Genomic DNA, 17,733 nt, shown 5'->3' on the forward strand with positions numbered 1-17,733 from the left:
AGATGGAGATTTTAGATTTATTAAATAAGAATCAAATGAATTTCAATATTGAAGCAGATACTAAAGAAAATGTTATTCACGAGATGGCAAAGATGTTTTTGAAAGATGGAGTCATTACTGATATCGGTAAGTATACTGATTCAGTTATGGAGCGTGAGAGGACTGGTACCACAGGAGTCGGTGGTGGAATTGCTATTCCTCATGGAAAATCCGATGTAGTCAAAACCTCATCCATAGCATTTGCTAAATTGAATCATCCAGTTGATTGGGATGCACTTGATGGTAAAAAAGTCTCCATGGTCTTCATGCTTTCGATTCCTGAAGGGTCAGAGTCTAAAGAACATTTGCGAGTTTTATCATTGTTAGCCCAAAGATTGATGGACGACGATGTGATTGATGCTCTTAAGGTTGCAAAAACAAAGGAAGATATTATTAATATTTTTAAGAATAAGGAGATAACACAATAATGAAAAGAAAACTAATTGCCGTAACAGCATGTGCCACAGGAATTGCTCATACATATATGGCTGAAAAGGCTTTGCGTAAAGCAGCCAAAGAAATGGATGTTTTGATTAAAGTGGAAACACAAGGTGCCACAGGTATAGGTAATCGTTTGAATGAAAAAGATGTCCAAATTGGGGAAGTTGTTATTTTTGCTACTGATACTAAAGTACGTGATTCTGAAAGATTTGATGGCAAAAAGATTCTAGATATTAATGTTAGTGATCCTATTAAAGATGCTAAGAAAGTTATTAATGACGCGTTGGCATTGGCAGACGGAAAATAGTTTTTTAAAACTAAGGGGGTATTTAAAATGAGTAAGTCGTTTTGGAAAGAGTTAGAGAAACACGTTATGACTGGTATTTCGTACATGATTCCCGTTGTTATTGCAGGTGCTGTTCTAATGGCTATTTCTAGAATTGGTGCTTCAGCATTTGGTATTTCTAACATTTGGGATGAAAAGTGGGCAACAAATTCAAACGCTATTATCCAATTTTTACATACAGATGATGGTTGGGGTGGACTAGCTCTAGGATTAATGTTCCCGATTATTTCTGGATTTATCGCCTATTCAATTGCTGATAAAGGTGGTATTGCACCAGGTATGGTAGCTGGTGTTTTGGTTGCTAATATGAATGCTGGATTCTTGGGTGCATTGGCATCAGGGTTAATTGCTGGTTATGTATCAAAATTTATGTTTGATCATATTCATTTACCAGATGCAATGAACTCAGTTGTTCCTGTTTTCTTAGTCCCTGTTTTAGGTTCTTTAATTACCTTGATTCTGATACAGTACGTTGTTGGTGGGCCATTTGCCGCTTTGAATTCCGGATTAGCTAGTTGGTTGAAATCAATGACTGGAGTTAATAAGGTTCTATTAGCCGCTATTGTTGGCGGAATGGTTGGATTTGACTTAGGTGGACCTGTTAATAAAGCTGCTGTTACAACCGCCATGGCGTTATTAACTAGTGGAGTTTATGATCCTAACACAGCCGCTCAAGTAGCTATTATTATCCCTCCAATAGGATTAGGTCTTGCAACAATGATTGATAAAAAGAAATTCAGTCCAGAATTAAACGAAGCTGGTAAAGCTTCATTCGTAATGGGACTAATTGGTGTTTCTTAAGGTGCCATTCCGTTCGCTATTGAATCGCCATTAAAGATTATTCCTATTAATGTTATCGGATCAGCATTAGGTAGTGCCATTGCTGTTGGTTTAGGCGCAGTTAATAAAGCACCTATTAGCGGTTTTTATGGTTGGTTTGCAGTTAATAATTGGCCAGTTTATATTCTTGGTATCTTAGTTGGTTCGGGATTTATAACTGGAGCCACATTGCTAGTTAGAAGAAACGTTAAGGTCGAAGAGGCTCCAACAACAGCTACGATTGATGAAAGTCAGGACGTAGACTTCTCTGAAGAAGAGTGGGAGAGTTAATGAAAAAGATAAGTATCGTAAATCATACTCATTGGGACCGTGAATGGTATTTTTCAGCCGAAGATTCAATCTTTTTAAGTGATAAATTATTTACCGATGCAATTGTTGAATTGGAAAATCACCCTGGAACAAGTTTTACGCTGGATGGACAAATTTCCATTTTGGATGATTATATTAAAATTAGGCCGGAGATGTTGGGTCGGGTTAAAAAGTTGGTTGATAATGGTCAACTGATTATCGGACCATGGTATACACAGCCGGATGCACTACATATAAAGGGTGAATCACTACTACGTAATGGGATGATTGGAATATTTGATTCTAAAAAATATGGTCAGTATTTACACGTTGGATATTTACCAGATACGTTTGGATTTAATTCTCAAATACCCGTAATTTTGAACGAATTAGGATTACATAGTTTTATTTTTTGGCGGGGAATTAACCCTCAAAAAATTGGCGGTTATTACTTTAATTGGAAATCTTTAGGTAAAGGAAATCAAGTAACGGCCGTGAATATGCCACAAGGTTATGGGACTGGAATGCTACTATCGGATAATCACGCGTACGTTGATAAACGACTAGATACTGCAATTGAATTCATTCAAAAATTCGAGAAAGGAAATGACATTTTGATTCCATCTGGTAATGATCAGCTGGATATCATTAAGGATTTTCAAAGAAAGATAAAGAATATTAACAAAATCGGTAAATATGATTATGAAATATCAGATTATCAAACTTTTGTTGATAAGGTTTCACAAAGAGATGATTTGCCCGAATACATAGGCGAATTTATTGATCCAGTTTTAGCCAGAGTTCACCGTTCGAGTAGCTCCAGTCGAATGAATATTAAATTGAAATCTCGCCGGTTGGAAAATCTATTAATTAAAAAGGCTGAACCAATGTTAGTTATTGGTCGATCTGTAGGTCTTGATATAAGTCAGCAATTATTAATCAGATCTTGGAAAAAATTATTGGAAAGTCAGGCTCATGATAGTATGGCTGGAAGTGTTACTGATCCAGTCGAACAGGATATTATGCATCGCTTAACTGAGGGTATTCAAATTGCTGAAGATATCGTCAATATGGTTGAAAATTTAATTGCAAAGAAAATTAATTTGACCAAGGATGAAATTTTACTATTCAATCCGGATGGGCACCGTTTCCACGGTTATAAGACTGTAGAGTTACTAACAAAATCTAATGATCCTAAGATTGATAATTGTGTAACAGAAATTATTTCTCAAGAGTATGTTGTTCCCCGTGACAATGTACTAATGCAGGATGAGACGGGAGATCACTATATAAAAGAATCAGGATACTACATATCCAAGGCCTTAGTAAAAGTGGAGCTTCCGGCGTTAGGATACAAGGTTTTTAAAGTGATTTCTCATGATAGTTCAGAAAAGATGCAACAATCAGAAAATGCTATCTCAAATAATATTTTATCGATTAATTTTATGGATGGTAAAGTTGATTTAACTTATCAAAATCAAATATTAAAGGACGTACTTTTAATTGAAGATGTTGCCAATGATGGGGATACATATGATTTTTCTCCATTAAGAAATGGTCAAAAATTTATGCTGCCATTTGATCACTGTGAAACAGATGTCCATCATGATTTTTCGAAGATGATCTTAACTGGAGGGCAGGAATTGCCTAAGTCCCAAGTAGAAAATACATATCAGGGACAAATGGAAAAGGTTACTTACAGACTGACAATGTTTCTATTACCAAATGACAATCGAATAAGAATGCAATTTGATTTTGATAATACAGTCTTGAATCATCGAGTTAGAGTGGGGTTGAGGACTGGTATTCATGCTAAGACCAATATTGCTTCAGTTCCATTTGGTTTTATTGAACGTGATAATGAAATTGTGCCACATGATAACTGGGCGGAAACCCCAGTGAATATTTATCCATTTGATAGTAGTGTTTCTCTATCAAATGAGAATGTAACTGTAACGGCGATATCAAAAGACATTTCTGAATATCAACAATCAGATGATATTTTATGGTTAACAATTCTTACTTCGACTAATGAACTTGGTAAACCAAATTTGGTTTATCGTCCTGGTCGCGCATCTGGTGATACGACTAAACAGGGTCATGTAATGATTCAGACTCCGGATGGTGAGTTGCTTGGGTCTATCTCGGAGCAATTCAGCGTATTATTTACCAAGAAGATGGATCACTTAAATATTCAACAAGCAGTGAATGGCGACGACTTGTCGATACCTTCTTATCAAGAACAGGAATTGAATTTATTCCATAATCGTTTAGATAATAAGATTCAATTCCCTACAATTGAAAAATCTGAGATACGTGAGTTAGAGTTGTTTAATTTACCAAAAGACTATTTAATTAGTTCAATATATCCTTCATATACAGATCAGTCGGCCATTATTGTTAGACTAGAAAATGTTGGAGAAAATAAAATTGTTTTGAATAAAGATGATTTTGGTAAAAACGTTGAAGTTGTTAACGCACTTGAGGATAAAGAAAATCTTGATTTTACAATTGCACCAATGAGCGTGATTAGTCTGAAAATTAACTATTGATGTTATAAAAAAGATTGAACAGAATATTAGTTCCTTCTTAAGTTTTATTACAGAAGTATCTTAGTAATTATTTTTAAAGTATTTGTGTCAATCATTAAATATTAAAACTAACAAAATGAGTTGCAGCTCACCTAATTCTCTTAAGTGTGATACAACTCATTTTTTATGTAATTTAATTTTAATTAACAATTTTCCATCATGTAGAATTTCTTTTTTTATCGTAACTTTTATCTAAATGTTTAACACATTATTAATTAAGTCATAATCTATGGCCTCCCTCATTTATGGAATAATATAATTTTAATTTATTATGATATTCATAATATAGTACAGAACGTCACAACTCGAAATGACATTTGTCATATGCTAAGGTAACGGTATTATCAGGATGCACGTAAAATGAACTATAAACACTGTTATATCAAGATGCGGATATCTAATAATTAATTTTAAGTTAGAAAATCTAATTAAAGACGTTCGACACGTAAATTGAGCAAACAACTTCACCTTTTTTAACAACCGCGTTTATTACAGCGAGCGTTGAATCGGTGGTTTTCTTCTAATTTATTAAATTAAAATATCTGTTATCATGCCTTATAGACAAGTAACTAAGTAGCAAGAAATATGGATCATCCAAAAATTACCGAAGAATATCTGGAACCAGCGTCGTTTTTCGATATCTTTAATGAAGAAGATTTCTTCCTGAGCAACAAAAAATTGGAAGGGGAGTTTGTTGAAAAACAAATTATTCGCCATCCAATTATTGAACAGACTATTTTTGAACACGTTACTTTTAGTGAATGTGATTTCGATAAAATTGAACTAACCGATGTCATTTTTAAAGGTTGCAATCTTTCGAATTGCTTTTTGACAGAAGCTAGTTTGTATCGGGTCGAATTTCAAAACTGTAAGATGATTGGCGTTAATCTGGATAAATCCTACTTTAATAATGTCGTTTTCAAAAATTGTATGTTGGATTTGAGTAATATTAATGAAGCTAACTTGAAGGAAACGAGTTTCGAATCAACCAGTATGAAAGATATGAGTTTTAACGAAAATAAACTCAAACAAATCTTTTTTGACGATTGTGACTTAAATAAAATGACGATTCTCAATACCAAATTAAAAGGCATTGACTTCAGCAGTTGCCGTTTTGAAACGATTGACATTGAAGAATTTGGAATCAAAGGGCTCAAGGTTAATTCTGAACAAGCAACCTTTTTTGCTAAATACTTTCTTGAAATTAAGGTATCTTACTGATGGATATCTTTTTTTTTGGTATCCTAGTTGACAAATGTAAACTTTAACGATAATATATTTAGCATAGATTACATTTGTAAACGAGGAATGGGGGTAACATTATGGCAAGAATTATAATTTTAATTATCTGTTTAGCAATGATTGGGTTTATTCTGTGGTGGTTTTTCGGTAAGCATGAGGTAGCAAGTGCTACAGCTGATGTAGCTGATAACAATCAAAGTGTTGATGTTGAGGTCAAAGGTGGCTACTCACCTGAAGTTATAACTTTGAAACAAGGCGTGCCAGCTACGTTAAATTTTACTAGAAAAGATGCTTCTAGCTGTTTGGATCGAGTTGTTTTTTCAGATTTCGGTATCAATAAGGAATTGCCACAAAACGAACAATAATCGATTGAAATTGACACAAGTAAGCCTGGCACTTATCAATGGGCATGTGGAATGGATATGTTTCATGGAAAAGTAATTGTTGAATAGAGAGGGGATTTAGTATGACTATTACAAAGCGCTTTTGGATCTCATTGATTTTTTCAATTCCGATGTTAGTTGGGATGATTCTGATGCCCTTTGGCATTATGATTCCAGGTAGTGAGTGGATTCAATTTGTTTTAACAACGATTGTTATGGCGGTCGCAGCCGGTCCATTTATCCAGAGTGCCTGGGCATCATTTAAAAAGCATCATTCAAATATGGATACGTTAGTCGCAATTGGTACTGCAACAGCGTATGTTTACAGTATTTATGCGATGTTGACTCATCAGGCAGTGTTCTTTGAAAGTGCTGCTTTTGTTGTCACATTTGTCTTGCTAGGACAAGTTTTTGAGGAAAAGATGCGTAATAATGCGTCTAATGCAATTGAAAAATTGGTGGATCTGCAAGCTAAGGACGCTGAAGTTATGCGTGATGGCAAAATTGTTCAGGTACCATTATCAGAAATTGTAGCCGGGGATATTATCAGAGTTAAACCTGGTCAAAAAATTGCGGTTGATGGTGAGATAACTGAAGGAAGCTCGACAGTTGATGAATCAATGGTGACGGGTGAAAGTATGCCAGTTTCCAAAAGCATCGGTGATAAAGTTATCGGTTCGACAATGAACAGTAATGGAACTTTTATGTTTAAAGCTGAAAAAGTCGGTTCAGATACGATGCTTTCTCAAATTGTTGAATTAGTCAAAAAAGCCCAAAATAGTCATGCTCCAATTCAAAATTTAACCGATAAAGTATCGGAAATATTTGTTCCAGTAGTTTTAAGTTTATCGATTTTGACATTCGTAGTTTGGTACGTTTTCCTTGGTGCTACTGTAGCTACAGCTTTGATTTTTGCTGTATCAGTGATGGTTATCGCCTGTCCATGTGCCTTAGGCTTAGCAACGCCAACTGCTTTAATGGTCGGAACGGGCCGTGGAGCTAAGATGGGTATCTTGATCAAGAATGGCGAAGTACTTGAAGAAGTTAGTGATGTTAACACGGTTGTCTTTGATAAGACTGGAACAATTACTAAAGGTAAGCCTGAAGTAACTGATATTGTTGGTGATAAGAAACAGGTTTTGGCAATTGCTGCAGCTTTGGAAGAATCATCTGAACATCCTTTAGCTGCTGCAATTTTGGATAAAGCTGAAGTTGACAAGATTACTGTTGCAACAGTTACAGATTTCCAAGCTATCGAAGGTAAAGGGGTTTTTGCAACAATCGATGGTCAAAAAGCTTTTGTTGGTAATGATAAATTATTAAACGATATTAAACTTGATTCAGAATTGAATGAACAGATGATTCTTCTCCAAAATCAGGCCAAGACAGTTGTTTTTGTTGGTATAAACCAAGAAATCATTGGCTTGATTACTATTCAAGATGCGGCTAAAGAAACTTCCAAAGAGGCCATCGGTATGTTGAAATCTCGTGGTTTGAATACGGTCATGCTGACCGGTGATAACAGACGAGTTGCGAAAGCAATTGCTGAAGAAGTTGGCATTGATGAAGTGATTGCTGACGTTTTGCCTAGTGATAAAGCAGACCATGTTGAAGCTTTACAAAGAAATGGAAAAGTTGCTTTTGTCGGTGATGGTATCAATGATGCTCCAGCACTGACTGTTGCTGATGTTGGAATTGCCATGGGTTCAGGAACTGATATTGCAATCGAATCCGGTGGAATCGTCTTGATGAAGAATGATCTCCGTGATGTTGCCAAAGCGTTGGAATTGAGTAAGAAGACGTTTAATCGTATCAAACTCAATTTGTTTTGGGCTTTTATTTACAATGTCTTAGGTATTCCGGTTGCTGCAGGTATTTTCTACGCAGCTGGATTAACGTTGAGTCCTGAATTAGCAGGATTTGCAATGGCATTCAGTTCCTTGTCAGTTGTAACCAGTTCAGTGCTTTTGAATAAAGCTAAAATTTCTAGTGATGTTGAAACTGCATAGTAAAAGGGACCTCCGGAATTTTGGAGGTCCCTTTTTTTATAATCTAGTTTTAAAGTTGGGCCGTCTTAAGATTTTATTGTGAGATGGCTCTAAAACGAGCTACCCAAGGGCAACTCCTTCCGCTCTCTATTTATTTTTGAATATAAAGAACTTAGATAATACATAATTACCGACAATCGCTAAAATCTGACCCACAATTTTTGAACCGGTTCCATTGGCGCTTAATACGGAGATTCCGACCCAAAGTGTTGCTGTTTCGATTAAAAATGTTAAAACTCTAGTACCGTAAAAAGCTAACATTTCTCTAAATGCTGTGTTGGATTTATGACGGAAAACAATAATTCGGTCAACCCAGAATCCGACTTGTACTCCTAAGAACCAGGCCACAATATTTGCGAATTGATAGTTAAGATGCATTGTGTGATACAAAAGAAAGAATGTTCCAAAGTTTACGACAACTGAAAGTAATCCCCAAAGTAAGTAACGAACTGCTTCCTTACCATTACTGTCCTCAATTACTGGTGTTTCTTCGGAATTAAAAACAGTCCCAGCGTCATTAATACCTTCTGAAACGTCGTCAATAACTTTCGTTAGTGGACTTTCTTCGTTAACGTCTGTTTTCTTATTCATAATATCAATCTCTCCCAATTTTAGTGCCTATACCTTTATATTAAACCTTTTTATTCGGCCCAGAACAAATCTTGTGATTGAAAAATTGGAATAAAACAGGCAGTTTAGTCGTTTGAAGATTTCGTTCGAAGTTTCTTGAGGTATTCTTTTCCATAATAAACTACGTAACATAATATCAAAAATGGAATCATATAAAATAGGGCGGAACGTTGATTGGGGTCAAATACGATTAGAACACAGGATAAAAGGCTCATGATAAATGCTGTCCAAGGTACGAATGGATACCATGGTGTTTTGAATTTCAATTCATCTAAAGTGTGACCAGATTTTAGAAAACTCTTGCGGAAATTTATTTCTGATAAAGCAATTGCCATCCAGACGATCACAACTGCTAAACCGGAGATTGATACAAGAACCAAATAAACGGTTGAAGCGGCGACTACACTTGATACTAAAGCGAGAACTCCACCAATCATACTCAAACATAAGGCGGTCATTGGAACGTCTCGGGAGTTAGTTTTGGCATATTTTAATGGAATCATGCCCTCGTGTGCAAGTGACCACAGCATTCGAGTTGAGGCATAGAGTCCTGAATTAGCCGCTGAAAGGATAGCTGTTAGCACAACGAAATTCATCAGGTCACCCGCAAATGGGAAGCCAATACTTTTGAATACGAGTACAAATGGGCTTTGATTGACACCAGCTTTTTGCCAAGGAATTAACGCCGACATGACAACGATACTACCGATGAAAAAGATAATTAATCGTAACAAAGTCGTGTGAATAGCTCGGGGAATGTTCTTGCTGGGATCTTTCGTTTCTCCAGCAGTTACACCAATCAGTTCTGTTCCGGAAAAGGCAAAGTTAACAGTCAACATAGTAGTAAATACAGCTTTGAAGCCATTGGGAAAAAGTCCATCTTTGAATAAATTAGTAAACATTGGAGCTTGGGTAGTACCTTTGATATGAATGACACCAAAGATTGCTAAGAATCCAATGATAATGAACAGAATAATAGCAATAACTTTGATACTTGAAAACCAAAATTCAGTTTCAGCGAAAAATTTAACTGATAAGGCGTTGGAGATAAAAATTACAGCCATAAACAAGGCACTCCAGATCCAGGTTGGTGAATTGGGAAACCACTGTTGCATTATTAAACCGGAAGCTGTAAATTCTGAACCTAACGCAACAGTCCAAGTCAGCCAATAAAGGATGGCAACTGTAAATCCAGTTCCGGGGCCAATATATTTATTAGCGTAAACGTGAAAAGAACCAGTTTCAGGCATTGCTACCGACAATTCCCCTAGACAGAGCATGACTAGGTAGACGACGATTGCTCCAATACCATAGGCCAAAATGGTTCCGATTGGTCCCGCTTCATGAATTGTATAACCCGAGCTCAAGAAGAGACCAGTTCCAATGACTCCTCCTAAAGAAATCATGAATAAGTGACGAGATTCCATATTTCGTTTCAATTTGATGTGAGTATTGTTATTATTTTCCATAGGTGAGCACCTTGTATAATGAGATACATTAGAATAAGATTAAAAAAGTTTAATTTTTATGATAAACTACATTATTATAGAAGGCAAGCAAGGTTATATCTGAGGAGATGGCAATTTGAGTGATTTGATCGCGGTAGATTTGAAAAATAGAAACGGCTTGGTTGTTGATGGGGCAATGGCAACAGAGCTAGAAAAACGCGGCATTGATACTGACAGTGATCTTTGGTCGGCTAAAGCTTTGATTGAAAATCCTGAAGCGATAACAGCTGTCCACGAAAGTTATTTTCAAAATGGCGCAGACGTTGCCACAACTAATACTTATCAAGCTAATGTTTCAAAATTTATGGAACTAGGATTCAGCGAGTCCGAAAGTGAAAACTTAATAATTAAGGCTGTGGAATTAGCTAATAAAGCTCGCAATAATTATTTCAATTCTTTGCCAAAAGATGTCCGTCAAAAAAGAGCACCCCACCCTTTAGTTGCCGGTAGTGTCGGACCTTATGGTGCATATTTGGCAGATGGCAGTGAATACAGTGGAGATTATAATTTAAGCAAGTCAGAGTATCAGGAATTTCATTATTCCAGAATGGAGTTGCTGGATCGAGCTGGAGTGGATCTGTTTGCATTTGAAACTCAACCTAACTTTGATGAAGCCAACGCACTAGTCGACTTGTTGATTGAAAAGTTTCCTAAACAACACGCTTGGTTAACGTTTAGTGTTAAAGATGATTCGACCTTGTGTAATGGTACATCTTTGTCGGAAGCCGTGAAATATTTCAATGGTGCTGACCAAGTTTCGGCAATTGGGGTCAATTGTACAACCTTGGAAAATATCCACGAAGTTGTTCGTAATGTTAATCAGGTGACGGATAAGCCAATTATTGTTTACCCTAATAATGGTGATATTTATGATCCCGTCACAAAAACATGGCAGGCCAGTCTTCAAGCTGACACCTTTTCTGATTTAGTGCCAGGGTGGCTAGAGGCTGGTGCCAAGTTGATTGGCGGATGCTGTCGAACAACCCCAAACGACATTAAATCAATAAGTAATTATATTCATTAATATTCCAATACCATATATAGTGTTTTTGCGGTGATTAAATACCATATGTTCCATGTGAAACAAATTCTAAAATTATATAGCCAAAAGGAATGTAATTCTATTTTTTAAAAAGAATACATTCCTTTTTTTGTTGTATTTTTTTTAATCCGATTTTTTGGGGGTAATGAATATCACAATAATGTTTATATTACTTTTTGCGATTACTTTTTCACCTTTCAACCTTCAGTTAATTACTATTAATTCACGTATCAACGAACAATTAGTCGGAAGAGCTGAGAGCATTAACCAGCTGTGGATGTGGCGTTATGGCTTCAGCCATTACGCCACCGGGCGTATTTGGATACTTGCGGTTTGTGCAAGAATTCAAACCGAGGTTCGAGACCGTTCCTCAGGCTCGAGCCGGTCCGCATAGCAGGTTAATACTCTCAGCTCTGGAGACGGCAGCATACAATGAGTACATTTCATTTTAATGTGCTATATTTATGAAGGAAAAAAACGAGGGGGCAACGCTATGGGCATGATGATCTCAACCTTTATTTTGGCTTTGGCAGCTGTTGTCAGTATGTTCGCGGCACAGGTGTTTTCAAAAATTTCGGTTAACTATATTAGTATGGTTGTTGGAGTGGGGATTTTCTTGATTCCCAGTTTAGGCAGTCATATTGAAAATTTTAATTCTGATATTTTTATTGGCCTGATTGTAGCGCCATTGCTATTTTTTGAAGGCCAAGCAACGCATTTGAATTCTGTTGGTAAAGAATTAAAACATATTGTACAAATGGCAATTTCGTTAGTTATTTTATGTATGGTTTTGGCTGGATTCGGTGTTTGGGTGGCAGCAGGTATTAGTTTACCTTTGGCCTTTATTTTGGCGGCTATCAGTACACCTACGGATGCCACGGCGACAGAATCAGTCACAAATGGTTTAAAGATGCCTAAAAATGAAGGTACCTTTTTAAAAATGGAAGCATTATTTAATGATGCTTCAGGAATTATTTTATTGAATATGGCTACGCTTTGGTACGTTAACGGTTATATCAATTATCAAGAAACAATTATCGATTTTCTTATTTCAGCAGTTGGTGGAGTGGCAGTTGGTTTTGCATTTGCCTGGGTAATGGTGCTATTCCGCCAAATTTTAATACGAACGTCTTACAACTCACTAAATTCCCAGATTTTATTGTATATTGTTGAACCGTTTGTTCTATATTATTTATCTGAGCAGATTCATATTTCAGGTATCATCGCAGTAGTCTGTGCGGGATTAGTTTCGAACGCAGAATCACAACGGAGTCGATTAACAAATGCTCAACAAGTTCATTTTGGCGATGATGTTCAAAAAATGATTACAGAAATTTTCAACAGTATAGTTTTTGTCATATTAGGGTTCATGTTTACAAAAATCATTTTCGATGAACGTTTTTCGACTGATTCACTGAAATGGTTGGCTATTGGTACAATTTTATATGTTGTTAATGTTTTGACACGTTACGTTTATGGACGCTTGCGATTAAAGTTTAATAATCGTTCCGGCTGGATTTTTTCATTAGGTGGAGTTCATGGAGCTGTCACATTGGCACTGGCCTATACTTTGGCCGAATATCATGTTAAAAATTCTGATTTCAATTTAATTTTGATGTCAGAGAGTGTCCTGATTATTCTGAGCTTAATTGTTCCAACAATCGTCTTCAGATTTGTTTTGAAGCATGAGGCAACAAATAGTGAAATTGATGAAGAGGTTGCTGAGATCCGTGTTAATATGGTTCATCAAGCAATCGTGACAATTAATAAAATGTATTTACCAGATAATGTTAAGAAATCAGTTACGTTTGATTTAATGGCTCAAAAGCAACGAACTAGGACGCGTGATTTTGTCAGAGAGTGGTTGGAAGTTGTTAAACATTCTGAATTTACTGGGGCAGAAAAGGAACTCGAGATGCGGGCATTCATGACGGCCTTTGAGCAAGAAAGACAGTATTTGGATATGATTTCGCAGAGTGAAGTTAAATATCAAAATTATGTTTTTAAATTATATAATGAAATTCTGATGGCGGAGTCATTGGTTATTGGACCAACCGTTTCAGAGGATGAAACTGAATAAGGTTAAGTATGCCGTTTCCAAATCTGTAGACGGGATATTTAACTAGCACCATGCATATACTAAATGACTAGCGTTAATTAATACTCGAACTTCAAAAACTTGCTAATATACAAGCTGATAGCAGAATATGCTATTGATTTACTTAAAGAAGATGAGTTTATGAAGAGATTTACACAAGTTTTATTATTTTCTTCATTATTAGCACTTGGTGCTGGAGCAACCGCAATTTCCGGTCCTACAACTGCTAAAGCTGATGATAATTATTACGGCTACACAGCAATTGCAACTTCCGTTGTGACGGTTAGAGATACTGGTGCGCAAATTTATAATTCTTACGGAATTCCAACAGGAAAATATTTACCAATGAATTCAGAGTGGAAGACTAATCTGGAAAACACACTCTATAATGGTTCATATTATGGAATTGGTACTGACGAATATGTTAAAGCTTCTGATGTTCACTACAAGATGGAAGCTGGATTTAGCGGCAATGGTATCCAATCGGCCGGAAACTATGATGGCGTTGTAGTAACTTCTGATTATGGGGCTGCACTTTATGATGCTAGTGGATCACCAATTGGAAAAACATTGCCAGATGGTTCAGTTTGGAAGATTGATCAGATAAATAATGTTGACAGTGGTACTTATTATCGGGTTGGTTCAGGTGAATATGTTAGTGGTACAGATGTCCGTGTTTATGAGGCTGGATTTACCAGAGCAACTAGTCAAGTTATAACAACGAGACCCGGTCCACCAACTGCGTTATATGATGTCAACGGTCAACTGATTACTGATCGGGCTTTGGCACCAAATACTAAGTGGTATGCCGACGAGATTTCCAATACTGGCGGCGTGGGTTACTTACGTGTTGCAACTAATGAATATGTTATTGCTGCTGATGTATATTAATTTCTAAAAATAATCATATGTGAATTTAATTTAAAAATTTGTCAAAAAGAGACTGTCCTCCACTTGAAGTAATCAAGTGAGAGACAGTCTCCTTTTTTCACATAACTAAAGGTTGAAAATTTAATTAGGTATGCCGTTTCCAGAGCTGAGAGTATTCATTTGCTGCGCGGAACGGACCGAGCCAAAGAGCGGTCTCGCACCTCGGTTGAAGCCTCGCAAAAATCGCGAGTTTTCAACACGCCCGGTGGTGTAATTGCTGAAGCAATAACGCCACTTTCGCTGCAAATGAATACTCTCAGCTCTTCCAACTAGTTTTTTTAATGGGCGGAACAATAAAATGAAGACTTCCAATTGTTTAAACAAATGAACTCTAATTTTATAAAAACTTTTTATCTAAAATTAGTTGCATAATGCACCTAATCGTGTTATTTTAAATGAGTGCAAAACGCACTTAATTATAAAAACAAAATAACATTAAAAAAGAGGTAGTAAATTATGAAAGCAGCAATTGTAACAGAAAAGGGTAAAGCACCAATTTATGGAGATTTTGATGAACCAGAATTAAAAGAAGGTAACGTAATCGTTGATGTTAAGGCATCGGCATTGAGCAATCTGACGAAGATGCGCGCTATGGGACAGCATTATTCAGCCGATTCAATTTATCCAAATGTTGCCGGAACTGACGGCGTTGGGATTTTGAATGGCAAGAGAGTATATTTCTTGGCTACCAATGCACCTTATGGTTCCTTAGCAGAAAAAACTTTGATTAATGAACATTTAATCTTACCATTACCAGATGGAATTGACGATGTTACGGCAGCGGCAATCGCGAATCCAGGGATGTCTTCATGGACGGCTTTAGTAAGTCGAGCTCACTTTGAAGCCGGACAAACTGTCTTAATCAATGGGGCAACTGGAACGGCAGGAAGTTTGGCTGTTAAAATTGCTTATCATATGGGAGCTAAGAAAGTTATCGTTACTGGTCGTAATAGCGAGAAATTAAGCAGATTAGGTGCTGATGAAATGGTAGCTTTCGACATGAATGCCGAAGGTGGAGCAGATAAGTTTACCGCTGATTTGGTAAAGCAGATGCAAGCTGGCGTTGATGTTGTCCTAGATTACTTATGGGGTGACAGTGCCATTGCTATTATGAAAGCTGTCGCAATGTTTGGTGGTCACAATGCTACACGGTTTGTCAGTATCGGAGCGTCTGCTGGACAAGCTGATATTGCTTTACCATCAGCAGTCTTGCGTTCTTCAGCAATTGAAATTTTAGGCAGCGGTGTCAAAAGTGCAACTATGCCACAATTGATTTCAGCCATCAATGGGGTCTTTCAATGGGCCGCAAAAGAGAAAATAACTATGAAAACCAATAATTTTGATTTGTCAGAAATCGGTGAAGCATGGAATGCACCATTGACACCACGTGCAGTTGTGACGGTGAAATAATGGAGAATGAATTGATCAAAGCATTAATAACAATTGTTTCGTTTTTCAATCGAACTGATCGTGATAAAGCCTTCATTAAAGATGCTGGTGTTGATTTAGAAGTTACGTCATTTCAGCTTTTCGCTACCATTGGACGTGAACAGCCGACAAATGTCAGTGAATTAGCCAATATGCTAGGAAAAAGCCATTCCAGTGTCAGCCGACAAATCGATAAACTTGAGAAGAAGGACTTGGTGACGACTAAAGACGGGACTGCTGATGCCAGAGTTCGTTCGATTGAATTATCGTTAGATGGTGAAAAACTAAAAGCGATTTTAGACAAAACTAGAATGAATAATATTAGTAAGGCGCTAGATGATTGGTCGGATACTGAAAAAAATGAGCTGCTTAAAAATTTACAACATCTGGCAACCACTCTTAACAATTTTGAAGATACTGATTCCAGCAAATAAAAAAAGATTGAAGTCTGCACATATATGACTTCAATTTTTTTTCGTATTATCAGCTAAAGGCTGAAAGTTTAGTTAAATATGCCGTTTCCAGAGCTGAGAGTATTCAATTGCTGCGCGGAACGGTTCGAGCCAAAGTGCGGTCTCGAACTTCGGTTGAAGCCTCGCAAAAACCGCGAGTCTTCAACACGACCGGTGGCGTAAGGACTAAAGTCCTAACGCCACTTTCGCTGCAAATGAATACTCTCAGCTCTTCCAACTAGTTTATTTTTTATAGAAGGAATAATAAAACGAAAATTCCTAATTATTTAAATAAATTAGATTTAGGCCTGTAACATTGGAGGTTATATTAGTTTTTCACCATTCAACCTTTAATTATCAAGCACATCAGTTTTAATTTTAGATTATTTAATTGTAAACTATTAGATAGTAAATTACGGTTTCGGAGGGCAAGCATATCGATAAGAAGGAATTACGTAAACAGCAGACAAAACAATTACATAAAAATAAAACACTAACTCGTATTGAAGGATTACAGCTACTTAAAAAATTACAGGATACTTCTGAGTGGAAGAATGCCAAGACCATTGCAACCACTGTTAGTTCACTTATTGAAGTTCCCACAACACCAATTATTGAGGCTGCCCAAGCAGAAGACAAGCAAGTTTTTCTACCAAAAACAATGCCTCACCGTCAAATGGCTTTTCTACCATTTACAAATAGTGATGATTTGGTAAGAAGTGATTATGGAATACTCGAACCAGTATATAACGAGAATTTGGTCAACCAAACACCCGATTTAGTCATTGTTCCAGGGTTGGCCTTCGCAGAGGATTCAAATTATCGAGTTGGTTTTGGTGGCGGCTATTATGATCGTTTCTTGGCAAAATATACTGGTAAAACAGTGGCTTTAGTTCCATCTGCTATGTATTTTGACACGGCAGATTGGGAAATTGAGGATTATGATATTAAGATTCAAAAATTGATCTGTGTGAATTAAAAGTAATGTATTTAACATAAGAAAATTTGATATTTTCAGCAACAAAATGAGTTGTATCATACTTAATTATTTGGTTCTTTAAGTGTGATACAACTCATTTTTAATCCAAATTATTGTACTAGGTAGTCTAAAGGTGTTAACATAGTTACTTGCTGGAAACAATTGTAGATACTAAAAAACCGATCATGATTTTCATCATAATCGGTTTAAGCGAGAATCGCATTTATGGGTGGTTGGGGGATCGAACCCCAGACCCACGGATTAAGAGTCCGTTGCTCTGCCAGCTGAGCTAACCACCCATGTATCTGTGTTGATTGCGTATCTCTCTCAACCAACGAGATATATCATACCATAAGCCCCAAATTTCTGACAAGTCTTTTTTTGAAAAAAATTTAAAAAATTTAACCCTGCTTTATGGTGCTTTTGTTTTAATAACTAATAACTTGTA

The 17,733-nt window shown here is 36.5% G+C and carries 13 protein-coding genes, 1 tRNA gene and 2 pseudogenes; 13 read left to right on the forward strand and 3 right to left on the reverse strand.

The window, feature by feature from the left end; all coding sequences use genetic code 11:
• Positions 1–2: 2 nt before the first annotated feature.
• The 7 genes and pseudogenes from FFM71_RS07790 (at position 3) to FFM71_RS07820 (ending at position 8,179) form a co-directional block, all read left to right on the forward strand.
• Complete coding sequence (locus FFM71_RS07790) at positions 3–467, forward strand: PTS sugar transporter subunit IIA (protein WP_137611612.1); 465 nt, start codon at positions 3–5, stop codon at positions 465–467.
• Positions 467–787, forward strand: a complete 321-nt coding sequence (locus FFM71_RS07795) for a PTS fructose transporter subunit IIB (RefSeq protein WP_137611613.1) — start codon at positions 467–469, stop codon at positions 785–787. Before FFM71_RS07790 ends, FFM71_RS07795 begins: the two co-directional genes overlap by 1 nt.
• Positions 788–814: 27 nt before the next feature.
• Positions 815–1,936: pseudogene (locus tag FFM71_RS07800) on the forward strand (PTS fructose transporter subunit IIC).
• Complete coding sequence (locus tag FFM71_RS07805; RefSeq protein WP_137611614.1) at positions 1,936–4,506, forward strand: glycoside hydrolase family 38 N-terminal domain-containing protein; 2,571 nt, start codon at positions 1,936–1,938, stop codon at positions 4,504–4,506. Before FFM71_RS07800 ends, FFM71_RS07805 begins: the two are co-directional and overlap by 1 nt.
• 624 nt (positions 4,507–5,130) lie before the next feature.
• Positions 5,131–5,766 (forward strand): pentapeptide repeat-containing protein, encoded by a 636-nt coding sequence (locus FFM71_RS07810; protein ID WP_137611615.1) that lies wholly within the window; start codon positions 5,131–5,133, stop codon positions 5,764–5,766.
• A 101-nt stretch (positions 5,767–5,867) separates the two neighbouring features.
• Positions 5,868–6,239, forward strand: a pseudogene (locus FFM71_RS07815) (cupredoxin domain-containing protein).
• Positions 6,240–6,253: 14 nt separating this feature from the next.
• Positions 6,254–8,179, forward strand: a complete 1,926-nt coding sequence (locus FFM71_RS07820) for a copper-translocating P-type ATPase (RefSeq protein ID WP_137611616.1) — start codon at positions 6,254–6,256, stop codon at positions 8,177–8,179.
• Positions 8,180–8,305: 126 nt separating this feature from the next.
• On the opposite strand, the gene FFM71_RS07825 is transcribed toward FFM71_RS07820, so the two are convergent.
• Together FFM71_RS07825 and FFM71_RS07830 are read right to left on the reverse strand one after the other, a co-directional pair.
• A complete protein-coding gene (locus FFM71_RS07825) occupies positions 8,306–8,809 on the reverse strand; it encodes a GtrA family protein (RefSeq protein ID WP_137611617.1) in 504 nt (167 codons plus the stop codon).
• A 104-nt stretch (positions 8,810–8,913) separates the two neighbouring features.
• A complete protein-coding gene (locus tag FFM71_RS07830; RefSeq protein ID WP_137611618.1) occupies positions 8,914–10,317 on the reverse strand; it encodes an amino acid permease in 1,404 nt (467 codons plus the stop codon).
• A 115-nt stretch (positions 10,318–10,432) separates the two neighbouring features.
• Between FFM71_RS07830 and mmuM the strand changes: the two genes are divergently transcribed.
• The 6 genes from mmuM to FFM71_RS07860 all read left to right on the forward strand — a co-directional run bounded on the left by mmuM (position 10,433) and on the right by FFM71_RS07860 (position 17,285).
• Positions 10,433–11,380, forward strand: a complete 948-nt coding sequence (mmuM, locus tag FFM71_RS07835; RefSeq protein ID WP_137611619.1) for a homocysteine S-methyltransferase — start codon at positions 10,433–10,435, stop codon at positions 11,378–11,380.
• Between the two features lie 511 nt (positions 11,381–11,891).
• Complete coding sequence (locus FFM71_RS07840) at positions 11,892–13,478, forward strand: cation:proton antiporter (RefSeq protein ID WP_137611620.1); 1,587 nt, start codon at positions 11,892–11,894, stop codon at positions 13,476–13,478.
• Positions 13,479–13,637: 159 nt separating this feature from the next.
• Positions 13,638–14,387, forward strand: coding sequence for an SLAP domain-containing protein (locus FFM71_RS07845; protein ID WP_137611621.1), 750 nt, complete (start codon positions 13,638–13,640; stop codon positions 14,385–14,387).
• A gap of 495 nt (positions 14,388–14,882) precedes the next feature.
• Positions 14,883–15,836: a quinone oxidoreductase family protein gene (locus FFM71_RS07850; protein WP_137611622.1), complete on the forward strand. Its 954-nt coding sequence runs from the start codon at positions 14,883–14,885 to the stop codon at positions 15,834–15,836.
• 11 nt (positions 15,837–15,847) lie between these two features.
• Entirely contained in the window at positions 15,848–16,288 is a 441-nt protein-coding gene (locus tag FFM71_RS07855) for a MarR family winged helix-turn-helix transcriptional regulator (protein ID WP_171000510.1), read from the forward strand.
• Between the two features lie 454 nt (positions 16,289–16,742).
• Positions 16,743–17,285, forward strand: coding sequence for a 5-formyltetrahydrofolate cyclo-ligase (locus FFM71_RS07860; protein ID WP_137611624.1), 543 nt, complete (start codon positions 16,743–16,745; stop codon positions 17,283–17,285).
• Positions 17,286–17,511: 226 nt separating this feature from the next.
• Here the strand turns inward: FFM71_RS07860 and FFM71_RS07865 are convergent.
• A tRNA-Lys gene (locus FFM71_RS07865) sits at positions 17,512–17,584 on the reverse strand.
• Positions 17,585–17,733: the final 149 nt, after the last annotated feature.

Origin of the sequence: Companilactobacillus huachuanensis (genome assembly GCF_005404815.1) — a bacterium.
Classification (GTDB): domain Bacteria; phylum Bacillota; class Bacilli; order Lactobacillales; family Lactobacillaceae; genus Companilactobacillus; species Companilactobacillus huachuanensis.